We start from the raw sequence: 15,499 nt of genomic DNA on the forward strand, positions 1-15,499 counted from the left end.
GATCTGGCACCAGGTTTGCCAAGCAGACGCAACGCCCTCCCTACTCGGCGCTCGCGCGCGGGGTGCCACGACCTGCCATTCGAGTGCGAGGGCCGAGCTGCTGAGTCGCGGCTGGGCCGTGTGATACGCTGAGCGAGCCGTGGCCTCGCGCGCGCACGCCCTCGCCGAGCTGCTCGCGTCGCTATTCAGCGACGACGAATTGCGGCGCCACGTCAGCGACGAGCCATATTCACTGCGCGACGCTCTCCCAGGGGCGGCGGTGTCCCTGGCGCAGCTCGCGTTCGCGACCGCCGAGCTGCTCCTGCGCCGCGACTTCGTGGATCACGAGTTCTTCGATCGTCTCGTGGAGAGCCGGCCGCGTCGAATCGCGGCCATTCGGGTCGTCGAGCGCGGCGTCTTGCCAGCGGCTCCGCTCGAGGCGGGGGCACTGTGGAGCGGGCGCTATGAACTTCAGCACCGACTCGGCGAGGGCGGCTTCGCCGAGGTGTGGCAGGCCGTCGATATCATCACCGGGAGCTACGTCGCGCTCAAGATCCTCACGCGGCAAGCTGCCGACGACGAACGCACTCGGAGGCGGTTCATCCGCGGCGGGTCGATGTTGTCGCGGCTGCGCCACCGCGGCCTCGTGATCGTCCATGAGCCGCACGCCCGCGAGGGTGCGCACGTCTACTGCGTGATGGACCACGTCCCAGGTCGCACGCTCGCCGAGGCCGCGTGCGACGCCGGTGCGGCGCGTGAATCACTGCTCGCGGCGATCCTGGAGGTCGGCGAGACCCTCGCGTTCGTCCACGAGCACGGCGTGATGCACCGCGACGTCAATCCGAACAACATCATCGTCGACGGTGATCACCACGCGAAGCTCGTCGACTTCGATCTCGCCGGCGGGAGAGCGTTCGCGCCGCTGACGGCGACGGTGCCACTGGGTACGCTTCCGTACGTAGCCCCGGAGCTGTTGGACGGCAGCATCGACTTCGCACCGTCTACGGACGTGTACAGCCTGGCGATGACGACGCTGTACGTGCTGCTGCAGGGCCAGCTGCCGAGCAGCGTGGCGGTGCGCGAGCCTGCCCACTTGCTCGCACGCGAGCAAGTGCCGTTCGCCATGCGCGCGCCGCTGCGGGCTGCGCTGTGTCCCGATCCCCGACAGCGCACGCAGACCATGTCGGAGTTCTGCCGATCGCTGGAGCTCGCGCGCGCACGCCCTGATCCGGGTCCTCCGTCGCCTGCCTTCGCCGCCGATGGCTCCTTGCTCCTCTGGTCGTCCGCGGACGCGCTTTCGTCAGACCTCGAGTCGGCGGGTCTGCGCGTCTGGCCCGCCGAGGTCGTGGAGAGTCACATGCGGCAGAATCGGCGCACCGGGACCGAACTCGACGCACTCCTGCCGTATCCCGAATTGCTGCGCGTCGGCACTGTGCTCGCATTATGCGGCTATCGGGCCGCGTTCATCGGGATTACGTCGCATGAGACGCCTGTGTTCGTGATGCCGTACGGCCACTTGGTGCTCCACGACGACGGCATGCCCGACCCGGACGATTTGGGCCTCGCTCGGGCGCGGGCCTGCATGCCCGGCGCGCCGGTCGCGGTCGTCCTCCGCGGCGTGATTGCGTCACAAGACCGCGATGTCCGCGAGCTCGGGCGCCTGATTCGCATCGGTGCTCATGACGAGTCTCGGCTTCGCCGGCTCGCCCGCTTCGCCAAGTCACCGGACCACCACGACAAGCTTCAGCCGCTGGTTCAGGAGACCGACGAGCGCGCGATACCGGCCGTCGAGGCCCTGTTTGCCAGTACCCTCGACCAGCCCGCGACGATCGGCCTGCGCGGCGTGCTCGGAGCGGGGAAGTCGTACACGCTCCGCATGCTCGCGGCTCGCCTCGCGCAGTCGGCCATGACCGCGGGGACGCCACCCGTTGTCTTCGTCGACGCGACGGAATGGGACGCTCCTCTGCAGTTGTCGCGGTTACTCCGCAAGGGTGGTTTCTCTGCCGGGGAGACCGCCGCGATTGAAGTAGCTATCGCCGCCGGGGAATGCGTCCTCCTCCTCGATGGGTTGGACACTCCGGGTGAGCGTAACTCTCCCACGAGGGTCGCCACGGCCGTGCGAGAGGCCCTCGATGCGCTCCCCGCGACGGACGCTCGAATCGTACTCGCGGTCGATCCGGCGGTTCCTCTTCAGGTGGATACGATCATGGACCTGAGCGCGCTGCCCGGAGCAGATTTTCGCGGCTTCAAGTACTCGATCGATCGGGACCGGGCTGCCGCGTTGCGAAAGACCCTGGCACAGGAAGGACTGGCGTCGCTCCTGAACCTGCCGGGGCTGGGAGTACAACTGTTGAGAATCGCACGAGAGTGGCCCGAGCGCCTGCGGCGGTCCGAGCTATATCCGGTGCTGGCGGATTACGTGCAGTCATGGATCGCGCGCGCGGTCCGGCTGGTGTTCGATGTCACAGAGGCGGAATTCCACCGAGCGCTCGAAGCGATCGCGGCGTCGGTGTGGTTTCGCCGCGAAGCGATCGGTAGCGACGCGGTCGGGGCGAATATCGTGCATGTGCTGAGTCGCATGGCGGACGCCGCAGGCCGACGCTTCGGGACGGGTATGCAGGCCGTGCTGGTGGACGGCGCCATGCTGACCCGCGAGGCGAACCCGACGATGACGGCGACCTGGCTGGCGCGCGAGCAGGCGAGGCGCTTTCCGGCGCCCATCATCCCATTTCGCAAAACTGGCGAGCAGCCGCCGAACCCGACGAATGACGCGGTGTATTTCGTGCATGACAGCATCTTCGAATGGGTGCTGGCCGGTCACTTCACGCGCCGCCTCGCCGCTGGCGGCCTCGAAGTACTCGAAGGCGCGCGACCGAGTGCCGGGCTCTGCGCATCATGTCGCCACACGCCGTCCTGGCCGCAGGCACGTGAACGCCTGGTGGACATTCTGCGCACCGGTGAGCCCGCGGAGCTCCGCGGACACGCGCTCTTGCTGATCGCCGCCGATCCGGACATCGGCTCGACGCCGGAGCGGCCATGGCGATTGGCCGGGGTTCAACTCGAATATGCAGAGCTGGCCGGGGCACGGCTCGCCGGGGCCGACCTGACAGGGGCCCGCCTCGATCACGCGTCGCTTCGCGGCGCAGTATTGACCGGCTCCTTCCTTCGGAGCGCCAGCCTCGCTCACGCGCAGCTCGACGGCGCGAACTTCGATCGCGCGTTCGCGGTCGGGGCGAATCTTACCGGCGCGTCCCTGGGCAGTGTCACGTGGCGCGAGGCCGACCTTCGCGCGGTGAACTTCGCCGCGAGTCGCGCCGAAGGTGCCCCTCAGGACTTCACGGGCGCCCGGACCGAGGGCATGGAGATGATCGGAGTCTTCTGGCGCGCGCCGCGGGGACTCGAGCAAATGGCCGCGTTCCTTCGCGACGGTGGCGATCGGATTGAAGGAACGAGCCCACCAGCCTCGACCCGGGCGCTCGAGCAGATCCTGAGCCCGGGCGCGTTCGCATGGGTCCGCGACGTGCGCTGGACTCGCGATGGGCGCTTTTTGGTCACGATCGACAGTGCGGGCAACGTCTGTGTCTGGCACGCCGAGCCTCTGCGACCGCTGCGCCGCTGGCCTGCGACCCCTTTCGGCGCGACGCACCTCGAGCTCGCGGCCGACGGACGCACCCTCGTCGCATGGACTGAGGGCAAGGCTGCTCGACTGTGGGACCTGACCACTGGCGCCGAGGTGCACGCCGGAGCCCTCATGGACGTTCCGATTCACGCCGCCGTGTGGGCCCGCCACGCCCTCGTGTTGGTGTTGTTCGCCGAGGACGGCTCGCTGTACACGTGGCGCCCGGGCGAACCGTTGCAGATGGGCGTGCGCCTCGTCGATCGCCCGGCGAGGGGTTGCTTCGTCGCCGGTGACACTCGCCTCTTGGTGCACACGCCCGCCTCGGGCGGGCTCGCCCTTTACGAGCTGTCAGGGTTCAGCCTCCTCGCGACGTCGACGATCGCGCCCGAGCACGTGTCTCACTCCGGCTTCGCGCCGTCACCGGCGGGCGATCAGGTGGCATTCAAGAGTATGCGGGCTCTCACCATCTGTACGATCACGCCGCGGGCGCTGTCGACGTCCGACGCGGGTATCACGATCGCCGGGCAGGAGCTTCAAACGTTCGACCCGGCGGTCGACTGGTCACCGGATGGCGGGTGGATCGTGGCCGCTCATGAGCGCGGTCTGTGCATCTTCAGCACGGACAGGCAGGTGTGGAGCCATTATTTGGAAAGGAGCCGCGGTCACCGGTGGTCGTGCCTGCGATTCTCGAGCGACGGCGCTCGCATCGTCGGCGTGCACGAGAACACCGGGACCCTCGATATGTGGGATGCCCGCACCGGCCAATGCCTCGTGAGCATGCCCGCGTCGGGGGAATGGATCGACGCGGTCGCGCTCTCGAAGGACCATCGATCGATCGGTTTTACGAGTGACGGCGTCGTGCATCGCTTGGATCTCGCCAAGATGGCGCTCGATCGGTCGCTCGAGCCCGAGTACGAGCATCCGGTGGCGATCGCGCCCGACGCCGAGTCGCTCGTGTTCGCCCGCGCTCGCTCGCTCGTCCTCGTGGATGCGCAGAGCCGCGGCGAGCACGTGCTGGATCGATGTACTTGCGACGATGCCGCGGCCTGGGACCGGTGTCATTTCACCTGCGACGGCCGATTCATCATCGCTCGGGTCTGCGACGATCCGCGGTACGAACTGGCGGCCTGGGACCGAGCCACGGGCAGCAGGGTCTTCGCGGCGCCGATGGCCCCCCAGGTGCTGTATCAGTCACAGACGGTCGCGGTCGCCCGAGCCGTGGGCATCTGCGGCGGTCAGACGGCACGAGGCGAGGCGCTCCTCGACTTCGTGGCCGGCGACGGGGAGCGCACGAGCCTGCAGATGGACGAGCAGCAGTGCATTTACACGCTCGCCGTGGACGCGGAGGAGCGACTGTTGGCCACGGCGGGACAGAGCGAGCGGATCGTGCTGTGGGATGTCGAGCGCTGTCTGCAGTTACAAGACGGTCAGGCGAGCGAGAGGGCCCTGCTGGCTGTGTTCACGACGGCGTGGCCGCTCATCGATGGCCTGTGCTTCGCGCCACGGGGCGGACTGCTCGCGGCAGCCTGCGGTGATGCGGTCCACGTGTTCGACACCCGGGCCCGCTCTCTCCTCCGTCGATTCGACGGACACGGTTTTCGGATCCGCAGCCTCGCGTTCAGCATGGACGCCCGTCACGTGATCGCGGGCGACTGGTCGGGGCAAGTCCGGGTGTGGAGCGTGGGGTCCGGCGACCTGGTAGCCATGTTTCAGCTCGAGGCGCATGGTTCCGGCGTGGTCGTCCGGCACGGACGCTGCAGCGAGGTCGGCTCTTACGCAAGCGTCCGAGAATGGTTCGGCACGGTTGGCGCTTCGTGTCATCCGCTCTCCGCCTTCGCTGGGGCGGTCGTCACGCCCCGCGAGCTCGCGGCCGCGCTGTCCTGGGAAGTCTGAGCGCCGCAGCGACACGCCCGGAACACGGCAGCTTCGGTCGAGAACCTGCGTGGCACGCGGGCACTCGTGGACTCGCGTGCTCACGAACCCGAATTAGCCTCGCGCGCCCGCCTCGCTCGCCAGCGGGCGAGCGAGCGGACGCGCGATCACGCCGCGGGCGAATCACTTCGCGCGGAGGTTCTCGGCGACGAAGTCCCAGTTGACCAGGTGGTCGAGGAACGTATCGATGTACTTCGGCCGCGCGTTGCGGAAGTCGATGTAATACGCGTGCTCCCACACGTCGATGGTCAGCAGCGCCTTCTGGCCGTGCTTGAGCGGCAGGTCGGCGTTGCCGGTCTTGGTGATGGCGAGCTTGCCGTTGTCGACCACCAGCCAGGCCCAGCCGGAGCCGAACTGCGTGGTCGCGGCGTTGGCGAACTCCTCGCGGAAGCGCTCGTAGGAGCCGAGGTCGCGGGTGATCGCCTCGGCCAGCTCGCCGGTCGGGCGCCCGCCGCCGTTCGGCCGCATGCAGTGCCAGTAGAACGTGTGGTTCCAGACCTGGGCGGCGTTGTTGAACACCCCGCCGTCGCTGCGGAGGATGACCTCCTCGAGCGGCAGCTCCGCCTCCGGCTTGCCGGCGAGCAGCTTGTTCAGGTTGTTGACGTACGCGGCGTGGTGCTTGTCGTGGTGGAACTCGAGCGTCTCGGCGCTGAGGTGGGGGGCGAGCGCGTCCTTGGCGTAGGGGAGGTCGGGGAGGGTGAACGGCATCGGCGAATCCTCGGGTGCGAGTCGGAGAGGGGGCCCGTGGGTGGTGGGCGGCTTTGGTCGCCGTTGCATTAGCAGAGCTCCGGGCCCGTGGGGGGGCGCGGGATATTCTTTTGGCAGATGGACAATCTGTTGGCAGACCGGCCTCGGCTGCGAGATCTCCGATCATTCCCGGAGGAATTGCCGGACATGCCCGCCGGAATCGTGGCACTCCCTGGGGTGCCATCATTCCCGGCGCCCTCGCTCCCCCGAGATCCGCGAGCTGCCCTGAATCCGCCGCTCTCGCCGCCCGCCGGGCGGCCGCCCCGCGCGGACGAGCGCCCGTTCCTTGCGCGGGCGCGAGCGCCCCGCCGGCTGCGCCGCGAGCGCGGGGCCACTTTTCGGCCCCTGCGCGCGTCCTCGCGCCCACTCGGGCCCGGTGTTTTCGCGTACCTTCGACTGGCGTCACATGTCTGCCCCGACCGCCGCCACCACTGCTTCCGACATTCAGCGCGAGGAGGACGGACGGAGGTTGCTCGCCGCCATGCGAGCGCGCTTCGAGGCCGTCACGGCGGCGGACGGCGTGCCGCTGTTCGTCAGCGGTGCCGGCGAGCTGTGGGCCACCTTCCTCGCGGCCGTCCCGGAGCACCTGCGGCAATGGCACGACTGCGCCGCGTGTCGTCGCTTCGTCGACCGGCACGGCGGTCTGGTGCGCGTCGGCGAGGACGGCGAGCTCGTCTCCGTGCTGTGGGATCCGCAGGCCGTGCCCGAGCCTTACGCCGCGGCCGTGAAGGCGCTCGCCGACGCAGTCACGCGCGCGCCTATCGACGGCGTGTTCCTGTCGTCGCGGCCGCAATGGGGGCAGCCGCGCACCGGCGATTGGTGGCACCTCTCGCTCGAGCCCGCGGCGGCGCTGGTGTACCGGGCCTCGCCGGTGCGCACCGCCTCGCAGGCGGCCGCCGAGCGGCGGGTCGACCGTGACACCCTCCTGCGCGGCCTGGCCGAGTTCCCGCTCGAGCTGGTGCGGCACGCCCACGCGCTCCTCACCACCGACAAGCTCTACCGCTCCGAGGCGTGCATCAGCGTCGCCGCGTGGTTGCTCGCGCTGCACGAGCGGCTGGCGGCGACCGCCAACCAGCGGGCGCGCGACAACCTCGTGTGGCAGGCCGTCGCCGGCGCGCCGGCCGGGTTCGTGCGCGTGCGCAGCACGATGATCGGCACCTTGCTCGAGGACCTCGCGGCGGGCCTCTCGTTCGACGCGGTCAAGTCCCGCTTCGACGCCAAGATGCACCCGCTCGCCTATCAGCGGCCGACGGCGCCGCCGAGCGCCGGCAACATCGCCCGCGCCGAGGAGATCGTCGCCAAGCTCGGGGCGGCGGGTTCGCTCGAGCGGCGGTTCGCGCGGCTCGGCGACATCGTCCCGCTGTGGTTGCCGGCGCCGGAGAAGCCGGCGCGCGAGGAGCGGGGCGTCTTCTCGCACCTGCGCGAGCGGGCCTCCAAGCCGACGTGGCACGACGTCCCGCCGACCGTGATGACGTGGGACAAGTTCTCGCGCACCGTCTTGCCGACCGCCGAGGGCCTCGAGTTCCTCGTCCCCGACCGCGCCGATTCGTACCTCGGGCTCGTCACCGCCAAGAACCCGGACGCGCCGCCGATCGTGCAGTGGGACCGCGAGGACGCGCGCAACCCGGTCACCTGGTACCTCTACGTCAACGGCTCCGCGCCGGCGCGGTGGAACCTCAAGCCCGGCCAGTTCCATCCTGTCACCGCCGTCACCTATCAGCCGTCGATGTGGGGCGACGCGGCCAAGTTCCCGCATCACGGCCAGAAGGTCATCTTCCTCCTCAAGGGCGCCAGGGACCTCGAGTACAGCGGCGGCGCCGGCTTCTTCCCCTCGTTCCTCAAGAGCGAGTACCACGAGATCCGCAGCACCCTCGAGGCTTACGCCAAGAGCGCCGTCGTCGACGGCAAGGACGACGCCGAGGCGTGCGGGATCTGCCTGCAGAAGGGCACCACCTGGGACTACACCTTCCGCGTCGCCGGCAAGGGCGGCGTGCGCCTCGTCTACAAGCTCGACCGCTGGGATTGACGGCCCAGCGCGGAGTCCGCGAGCCCCCCACCGCGGTGGCAGACGGAGGCCCCGTCGAGTAGGGTGAGGTCTGCATGCGCACCCTGGCCCTCGGCGCCGCGATCCTGTGCGGCGCCGCCTGCATCCCCTCCGAGCCCTACTGGTGGATTCAGGACGCGAGGATGCTCGGCACGCGGATGCTCGTCGTCGAGCCCGGCGGCTATTCGACGCTGCTGCAGGTGCCGCCCGGCCAGCGGCGGGCCACCGCCTTGCCGCTCGACACCGTCGAGATCGAGTGGCTGGTCGCCGCGACCGAGGACGTCGAGATCCAGCCGCCGATCTGGCTGGCGTGCACCCGCGGCGGCTGCATCGAGGCGTACTACAACCGCGGTCACGGGATCCTCGACTGTCCGCAGCCGCTGCCGTTCGACATCCCGTGGGCCTGCCGCCTCGGCGAGGGTCACAAGATCCGCGTCGGCTTCGCCGGCGCCTTCACCCTCTCGCCCGAATTCTACTACGCCGGCCTGTCGATCATGGCGATCGGCAGCCGCACCCCCGACGTCTCCTCGCAGACCTGCCTCGAGCGCTACGGCACCACCCCCCACGCCGGCCTCGAGCAGTGCCTGATCGGCCGCGACATCCACATACCCGGGCCGCTGTGGGCCGTCTTGCCGTTCGCGCCCGAGCTCGCCGAGCTGCCGGTCGACTTCATCGCCCAGCCGCCGGACACCCACCCCGACGTCGTCGGCTTTCGCGTGTCGCGGGAGCTGGGCGCCGAGCGGATCGAGCTGCTCGCCGAGCCCGACGACACCGTGCTCGTCGCGCCCGGCGAGCGCGTCACGGTGCTACCGCTGTTCGTCGGCGGCGGCGCGCAGGATTACATCGAGAACAGCGTGGACGCCGACGGCGACGGCCCGGAGGAGCCGATGCCGGTGATGCGGACGGAGTTCCTCGAGATCAACGCGCAGCTCACTGCGCTCGTCGATCAGTTCAACGCCCCCAATCGCGCCGACCCCGAGGCCGAGATCGAATGGGTCGTGTCCGACCACCCTGAACCGATGACGATGTTCGTCTCCGTCCGCGACAACCGGGCCGGCCGCGGCTTCGCCCGCCTGCACTTCGACAGCACGACCCGATGATCGCGGCGGTCCTCCTCGTCGTCCTCGCCGCGGCCCCAGCGGCCGCGAAGGCCACGCCGGCGGCCGGCGAACGGCCGGCCCGCGCGACCGTCCAGGGCACGCTGCGCAGCGCCGGCGAGCGCACGCCCGTCGCCGGCGCCAAGGTCTTCGCCAGCGCGCGGCGCGGGCCGGCGTGGACGCGCGAGGCGGTGTCGGGCGAGGACGGCCGGTTCGTCCTCACCGACCTGCCGGCGGAGGACTTCATCCTCACCGTCGTCGCCGCCGAGCATCAGCGCCTCGAGCAACCGGTCACCGCCCCGTTCTGGCGCCGGCGCAAGCCGCCGGTGATCTACCTGCAACCGGCCGGCTCCGGCAGCTACCGCACGATCGTCCAGCAGGAGCGGACCGCGCGCCCGAGCCCGTACAGCGCCCGCCTCTCGCCCGACGAGATCCAGGGCCTCCCCGGCAGCCAGGGCGATCCGCTGCGCGCCTTGCAGAACCTGCCCGGAGTGGCCCGCGCGCCCGGCGGCCTCGGCCTGCTGGTGCTGCGCGGCGCGACCCCCAATCAATCGCAGGTGTTCTTCGGCGAGCACCCGCTGCCGCGCGCCTTCCACGTGCCCGGCCTCGCCAGCGTGATCCAGACCGGCGTCCTGCAGGATCTGCAGTACATCCCCGGCAGCTTCTCCAGCCATTACGGCAACGCCGTCGGCGGCGTCGTCACCATGACCCCGCGGGTCGGCCGGCGCGACGGCCTGCACGGCCACGCCAAGCTCGACATCACGTCGGTCGGCGGCCTGGTCGAGGGCCCGCTCGGCAAGGGCTCGTTCCTGATGGCGGCCCAGCGCGGCTACCTCGACCTCGTGCTCAAGGCCCTGCCCGCGGACGTCCGCGGCGACCAGTTCATCCGCCCGCGCTACCACGATTATCAGCTGATCTTCGACCACCCGGTCGGCAACGGCGGCAGCCTCACCGCCCGGGTCCTCGGCGCCACCGACGACCTCCGCTACCCCGATTCGACCTACAGCCCGGGCTCGAACTTCGCCCTGCGCGCCGGCTTCCACCGCTTCGACCTCACGTATCGCAAGCGCCACGGCACCTGGGACTTCCTGCTCGCGCCGGCGCTCCGCCTCGACCGCACGGTGTTCGAGACCAGCCAGCTCTACCGCCGCCGCACCGACGTGGTCGGCCTGCTGCGCGCCGAGGTGACCGCCCGCCCGTCGCGCAACTTCCAGCTGACCGTCGGCGTCGACACGCAGATCGATCGCTACGCCACGCGCCTGCGCCAGGAGCCGCTGCCGCCCGGGACCTACGGGCCGCCGGACTACGAATTCCCCGACACCACCGACCGCGGCCTGGTGACGACCAGCGGCCTCTATCTGTCGTCGCAGATCGGCAGCGGCCGCTTCACCCTGTTCCCGGGCGTGCGCGTCAACCTGTTCACCGGCAAGGACAACGCCGCGTTCGCGGTCGACCCGCGCGTGCTGGCCCGCGTCGTCGCCCACGACCGCGTCACCCTGCAGTTCGGCGCCGGCCTCTACTCGCAGGCCAGCCAGCGCAAGTACGAGGAGACCTCGGGCTTCATCTCCAACTCCGAGAACCCCTACGGCGGCACCACCTCGATCGCCGGCTTCAGCCCGCTGGTCCTGCCGGGCGCGCTGCGCTACCTCGACGCGCGCCTCGAGTTCGACCCGCGCGGCCGCGTCGGCGCCGCCAGGGCCGTGCAGCTCAGCGCCAACGTCCACGTCGACATCACCAACACTCTCGGCTTCGACGGCACCGTCTTCTACCGCCGCGTGCGCGACAACCTGCCGCTGCTGCCGGAGGCCCCGGCCTTCCCGGACGTGGGCACCCAGACCTGGGGCGCCGAGGCGATGCTGCGCCACGACCTCACCGCCCGCCTGTTCGGCTGGATCGCCTACACGTACATGCGCTCGCTGCTCGGCTACGCGACGTGGGACGTGGTGCGGCCGAACATCCCGGCCGACTTCGACCAGCGGCACAACCTCGTGCTGCTGCTCGGCTACAAGCTGCCGCGCCGGTGGACGATCGCCACCCGCTTCCGCGTGGTGACCGGCCTGCCGTACACGCCGCGGGTGGGGGCGCAGATCGAGAGCGGCCTGGGGATCCGTCCGCTCGACGGGCCGGTCAACAGCGCCCGCCTGCCGGTGTTCCACCAGCTCGACCTCCGCATCGATCGCACGTGGGTCTACAAGCGGGCGATGGTGGCGGCCTACCTCGACGTGCAGAACATCTACAACCGCCAGAACCCCGAGGGCATCCTCTACAACTACGACTTCTCCGACCAGCGCGCCGTCGTCGGCGTGCCGATCCTGCCGGTCCTCGGGGTGCGCGTGACGTACTGACAGCGGCTCGTCCCGCAACCTGTCCTGAAGGCCACCAACTCGTCTTGGGCAGCGCCAACGCGAGTTGAGCCGCGAGCGCACGCCGGCGACCGTGGCGAAGGGCAGGCCGACCTCGTATCAATGTGTCGAGGTTGTGATGTCGATCTTCGAAGTCGTATGGAAGGGCGTCGTATTGTTTCTGCTGGCGAGCTGCCAGCTCCCCACGGGGATGACGGGCACCACCGAGTCGCCGGGCGAGTCGGCGACTTCGAATCCGGCGACCACGAGCGAGGGCGAGTCGGCCTCGTCGACCAGCGCGCCCACGTCCTCGACCACGAGCGAGGGCACCTCGACGACCGGGCCGACATCGTCTTCGACCGCGACCACGACCGCCGGCGACGAAGTTTCCACCACCACCGGCGCGCCGGACCCCGAGTGGGACGCGTCCTGCGCCGCCTGGTGCACCCGCGCGGTCGAGTGCCTCGGTCCGCCCGACTTCCGCGACTTCGATTCGTGCATGCGGATGTGCGTCCCCGACCCGCCCGACAGCCCCGCCTGCGTCGAGGCCACGATCGCCTTCCGCCACTGCGTCGCCGGCCTCTCGTGCGCCGAACTCGTCACCGGCGATTACACTCCGTGCTCGGAGGAGCTCCTCGCAGCGAGCGAGGTCTGCGCGTGCACCACGTCCTGGGGCGGGTGCTCGCTCAAGCGCTGGTGTCCTGGGCATCCCACGATCGCGATCGAGTGCGACGAGAGCAGCTGCACGTGCACCTCCGACCATGAGGTCATCGGCACCTGCCCGGCCGCGGACTTCTGCGACCTCGACCTGCCCGGCCAGGAGGCCTTCGCCGAGGCCTGCTGCGGCCTCGTCTTCTCGCCGTCACCGGACATCTGAAGCGGCCCTGCCAGAAGCGCGGCTCTGGCCCGGCCCCGCCGCTTGCGAGACTCGACGACGAGGTGGCGCCAGCCGGCGCACCGTGGACGCCGCGGAGCTCGGTGAAGTGCTCGTCGTGCGAGGGTGAAGCACAGCGCGTCGACTCGATGCCGCCCGTGTTCGTCGCTCCAAACGCCGAGAACTGGGCCACCTCGGCACCGCCGCACGACTTCTTTAAACCCTCCACATCACCCGCAACCCCTCCGTTCGTCGACCCACCCCTTCTGTCTCGATCACGCCGAGCCAATACAGTCCGAAGGGACATCCTGCCAGTGCGCTTGACTCACGCCGGCCACCGTCCGATCGTCTGCGCCCCCCATCGCAAAGGCAGCAGATTGTCCGCATTCAGCTTCCTCATGGTCGTCGACGCGGCCAGGCCATCGCACGCCGACAAGTCCCCGCGCTTCCCCGAGATCGCCCACGCCCGCGGCTTCGTCCCGCTCGCCTGGCTCGCCCTGTTCGAGCCCGACGACCTCCACGTCATGCCTCGCCGGGGCGGCCGCGCCACCCTCACCGGCTTTACCACCATCGCCCGCGCCCGCGAGAACCTCGCCCGCCGCAGCGCCATGCTCGGCGACATGTTCGCCAGCTACAAGGTCGGCGACCGCCACGTCCCGATCCTCGATCGCCACCTGCAACGACTCGACCCCGAGCGCCACGTCCAGGTCTGGACCGACGACCTCGACGCGCCCTGGCAGGCCGCCGACAAGCCCGCGATCGCGGCCCTGATCCGCGGCTTCGATCGCAACGACAACGACGCGTGGACCGCCCTCCTGCGCGCCGTCGACACCCGCCGCGACGTCACCGGCCTGCCGACGTTCCGCGACTTCGCCGACGCCGTCGGTCGCTGCGTCGGCTGGCTCGCGGGTGAGCCCGCCCCGGGCAGCGCTCACGTCTTCGAGCCGATCCTCGAGCGTTTCGCCGAACACTTCGCCCAGGCCATCGAACAGGCCTGGGCCGCCGCGATCCCGGAGATCCTCCACGACCTGTGGTGGTGGGCCGGCGAGCACGACCGCTGCTACGCCGTCGTCGAGCGGCTCGACCGGGCGCGCGCCGCGGAGCGCCTCGCCTGGTACGCCGCCCTCGACCCCGACCCCCGCCGCGCCAGCGAGCGCGCCGCCCAGGCCCGCGCCCTCGCCCCGCGCGTCAAGGTCGCCCCCCGCCGCGAGGAGTTCGAGATCTGGCCCGACCACCTCGCCGCCGAGCTCTCCGCGGACCCGGCCCGCGCCCTCGCCATGGTCGAGGAAACCACCCCTGGGTACGAGCGACGTGCCCTCGCCACCAGAATCGCCTTCACCCTCCGCGACATCCCCCCGGCCTGGCACGCGGACATCCTCGCCCACGGCGCCAGCGCCGAGAACGACTACATGGAGGGCACGATCGTGCCCGTGGAGCGCTGGGTCCGTGAGTGGACCGCCGAGCGCTGCGGCGGCCCGCCGGTCCTCGCGGCCGCCGAGGCGGACCTCCTCGCCGCCGCCCGCCGCGCCGCCGAGGCGTTCGCCACCACCTTCGGCATCGTCCCCGGCCGCGCTCCGCCGACCCCGAAGCGCGTCGCCAGGGTGGTCGAAGACCTCGTCGCCAGTCGCACCACCGGCCGTCTCGCCGGGCTGCTCCCCCTCCTGCTCCAGCTCGGCGAGGCCGGCGAGGTCGAGCGCGTACGCGAGGCCGTCGAGCAGGTCGAACGCGCCGTCGGGACGCTGCTCGGCCACGACTACAAGTTCGCCCGCGAGGTCGTCTCGTTCATCCCCGGCCGCGCCCTCGAGGCCGACGCGGACCACCTCGGCGTCGTCGACCTCGCGGCCTGGCCGTACCGCAGCGCCCTCGTCGCCGACGGCCTCACCCGCGACGGCGAGCACATCAGGGCCCTCGCCCTGGCCAACGAATTGCTCGAGGACCCGCCCGGCACGCACGAGTGCAAGGTCATCGGCCGCCTCGCCCGCACCGCCCTCCACGGCCACGACGACGGCCCCGCACGGCTCACCGCGATCGCCACCGCCGTCCTCGCGCGCCTGCCCTGAGCATCGCCGCCGCCACCCGCGAGGCGGCGACGGCGGTTCGCGCTCACTGGAACATGACCGGGAGCGCCGAAGATCGCTGGCCCACCGAGTCGGCCCGCCGGAGCACTGCTGGAAGCAGCACGCCTGGGTCGGGCGCGTCGTCTGAACGACGGAGGTGGACTGCCGGAGCGCTGGCCGTCTCCGCGGCGACATCGACCCGCTCGGGCTCAGCGAGTCGTTCGGCCGGCCTTCCGCGCGTCGGCTCCACGACATGCGCGAGTGACGGGAGTCGCGCGGGCGCAGCTGCCTCTGGGCGGAGAGGGATGGCGCACCGCAGCTCCATCTCGCGGCTCTGCAGGGCCTGTGGCGCGGTCCGGGTGCGGCGCTAAGCTCCTCTCGCCATGTCCGACGACAAGGACCCGCCGGCGTTCCTGCAGGCTCGCCTCGCCAACGAGCGCACGCTCCTGGCCTGGCTGCGCACGGCGGTCGCGCTGATGGGCTTCGGCCTGATGGTCGCGCGCCTCGGCGTGTTCCTCGACACGCTGTCCCGGACCACCCACGAGCACCTGCGGGCCGCCGGCCAGTCGCGCTGGACCGGCGCGGCCCTGCTGATCACCGGCAGCATCGTCGCCATCATCGGCTACCACCGCGTCCGCGCCTACGCCAGGGTCATCGACCCGCAGCGGCGCCCGCCCGGCGACCGCGGCCTCTACCTCACCGCCGGGCTCGTCATCGTCCTCGGCGTCGGCCTGGCCACCTTCGTCGTCGTCATGTACTGAAGGGCATGTCCTGCAGGACATGCCCTTCGCTACATGCCTCTTCGGGC

8 protein-coding genes are annotated in these 15,499 nt (G+C 70.7%); 7 read left to right on the top strand and 1 reads right to left on the bottom strand.

Translation table 11 applies throughout. The features are described from left to right. The first annotated feature begins 139 nt into the window (after positions 1–139). Positions 140–5,491, top strand: coding sequence for a protein kinase domain-containing protein (locus tag O0S08_RS41430; RefSeq protein WP_269035043.1), 5,352 nt, complete (start codon positions 140–142; stop codon positions 5,489–5,491). Positions 5,492–5,653: 162 nt separating this feature from the next. On the opposite strand, the gene O0S08_RS41435 is transcribed toward O0S08_RS41430, so the two are convergent. Then, complete coding sequence (locus tag O0S08_RS41435) at positions 5,654–6,238, bottom strand: superoxide dismutase (protein ID WP_269035044.1); 585 nt, start codon at positions 6,236–6,238, stop codon at positions 5,654–5,656. 445 nt (positions 6,239–6,683) lie between these two features. Between O0S08_RS41435 and O0S08_RS41440 the strand changes: the two genes are divergently transcribed. From O0S08_RS41440 to O0S08_RS41465, 6 genes are all read left to right on the top strand, one after another. After that, complete coding sequence (locus tag O0S08_RS41440; protein WP_269035045.1) at positions 6,684–8,303, top strand: DUF8224 domain-containing phage-derived protein; 1,620 nt, start codon at positions 6,684–6,686, stop codon at positions 8,301–8,303. 74 nt (positions 8,304–8,377) lie between these two features. Beyond that, positions 8,378–9,421 (top strand): hypothetical protein, encoded by a 1,044-nt coding sequence (locus tag O0S08_RS41445; protein WP_269035046.1) that lies wholly within the window; start codon positions 8,378–8,380, stop codon positions 9,419–9,421. Continuing rightward, positions 9,418–11,763 carry a TonB-dependent receptor gene (locus O0S08_RS41450; RefSeq protein WP_269035047.1) on the top strand — a complete coding sequence of 782 codons (2,346 nt, stop codon included), beginning with the start codon at positions 9,418–9,420 and terminating at the stop codon, positions 11,761–11,763. Before O0S08_RS41445 ends, O0S08_RS41450 begins: the two co-directional genes overlap by 4 nt. 136 nt (positions 11,764–11,899) lie before the next feature. Next, positions 11,900–12,637 carry a hypothetical protein gene (locus O0S08_RS41455; protein WP_269035048.1) on the top strand — a complete coding sequence of 246 codons (738 nt, stop codon included), beginning with the start codon at positions 11,900–11,902 and terminating at the stop codon, positions 12,635–12,637. A 374-nt stretch (positions 12,638–13,011) separates the two neighbouring features. After that, positions 13,012–14,694, top strand: a complete 1,683-nt coding sequence (locus O0S08_RS41460) for a hypothetical protein (RefSeq protein ID WP_269035049.1) — start codon at positions 13,012–13,014, stop codon at positions 14,692–14,694. Positions 14,695–15,074: 380 nt separating this feature from the next. Further along, on the top strand, positions 15,075–15,452 hold the full coding sequence (locus tag O0S08_RS41465; protein ID WP_269035050.1) for a YidH family protein: 378 nt from the start codon (positions 15,075–15,077) through the stop codon (positions 15,450–15,452). Positions 15,453–15,499 lie beyond the last annotated feature (47 nt).

The sequence above is a fragment of the Nannocystis punicea genome (genome assembly GCF_026965555.1).
GTDB classification, from domain to species: Bacteria; Myxococcota_A; Polyangia; order Nannocystales; family Nannocystaceae; genus Nannocystis; species Nannocystis punicea.

Excerpts from the sequence above, each read along its gene's own strand:
- O0S08_RS41465 (WP_269035050.1), top strand. The coding sequence starts at position 15,075 with ATGTCCGACGACAAGGACCCGCCGGCGTTCCTGCAGGCTCGCCTCGCC.
- O0S08_RS41455 (WP_269035048.1), top strand. The coding sequence starts at position 11,900 with ATGTCGATCTTCGAAGTCGTATGGAAGGGCGTCGTATTGTTTCTGCTG.
- O0S08_RS41435 (WP_269035044.1), bottom strand. The coding sequence starts at position 6,238 with ATGCCGTTCACCCTCCCCGACCTCCCCTACGCCAAGGACGCGCTCGCC.
- O0S08_RS41445 (WP_269035046.1), top strand. The coding sequence starts at position 8,378 with ATGCGCACCCTGGCCCTCGGCGCCGCGATCCTGTGCGGCGCCGCCTGC.
- O0S08_RS41450 (WP_269035047.1), top strand. The coding sequence starts at position 9,418 with ATGATCGCGGCGGTCCTCCTCGTCGTCCTCGCCGCGGCCCCAGCGGCC.
- O0S08_RS41440 (WP_269035045.1), top strand. The coding sequence starts at position 6,684 with ATGTCTGCCCCGACCGCCGCCACCACTGCTTCCGACATTCAGCGCGAG.